At 40.7% G+C, this 1,027-nt stretch carries 1 protein-coding gene and 1 pseudogene; both read right to left on the reverse strand.

Going from position 1 to position 1,027, the window contains the following annotated elements:
• Positions 1 to 185: pseudogene (locus tag ACM0OT_RS23770) on the reverse strand (IS4 family transposase); the annotation flags it as partial.
• Positions 185 to 907: an IS4 family transposase gene (locus ACM0OT_RS23775; RefSeq protein ID WP_414566837.1), complete on the reverse strand. Its 723-nt coding sequence runs from the start codon at positions 905 to 907 to the stop codon at positions 185 to 187. The gene ACM0OT_RS23775 and the pseudogene ACM0OT_RS23770, both read right to left, overlap by 1 nt.
• Positions 908 to 1,027 lie beyond the last annotated feature (120 nt).

Raw genomic sequence — 1,027 nt, forward strand, 5'->3', positions numbered from 1 at the left:
CTGCGTGCAGGACGGTCGAGGACAACCTTGTGAACGATAATTTTCAGCAAACTACGATAAAGTCGGATGCGTTTTTGAGAGTGAGCAGTTTCTAATTTAGGAATAAAATTGAGTAAATGATGGCGAGTACCTTGCAGGGATAAACGTAAGGGAGGAGTATTGTAAGTAGTTCCAGCCGACCACATTAAGCTACGAAGTAGATTGTAAGCGAGTAAATAAACATGAATTTCTTTTCGTATAAAAGTACATCATTGGGTTTAAGAAAACTATACAGTTTCCTCGCTAATTTAATATCATGAGTGTTCAAAACGTCTATGCATAAAGCAACGGCGGCTCCTGTAGCTAAACTGAATATCACCCCAATTTTAGCAATTGGGAATCCACATCCAGGTTTCTGACTACTAGGTTGAGGGTATTCTTTTTGGTTCTCTACAGTGTCCGGCATGGAGACAGTCGAGCCATCTATCACTTTCACATTCCGACCACACCATAAATGTTCTGGTGTTACTTTTTCTTCTATGTTTTGTGCCGTCGAATTGAAAAGTTTCTCCAATAATTTTTCCGGCAGTCTTGTCCGTGCTTGGCAGTAGGCACTCGTATCCGTTGACGGGACTTCTTCCTCTTCCCCAGCCAAATGTGCAATTATTTTACTCACGGCATTATGACAACTTTTATCCGTATCTAAAACCTGCGATAAAAACGCCCACAACGTTATTAATGGGTCAAATAACCGTTTTTTGTATTTAATTTCTAGCTCAGAGATTACTTGTTTAATTGCCGTCTCTGGCAACAGTTCTTTAAACGGTAGGCCCAGACCTTTGCTGTATTTTTCCTTGAGAATTTGTACTCGTAATGTCACAGTAGTAGTTATCGTATGTGCTTGCTCGTTCTCATAAAAGTATTTCACGGACGAGTAAGCTTTTCCTACCTACAAGAAAATTTTGGGCAATCCTGCACCGTTCTCGCATCCATTTATGATGCTGCATTTCCATAGCACAGCAATTAGCTTCTCTACTAGACGCTGCGC

This window comes from Anabaena sp. CCY 9613 (assembly GCF_963920895.1).
GTDB lineage: Bacteria > Cyanobacteriota > Cyanobacteriia > Cyanobacteriales > Nostocaceae > Cyanocohniella.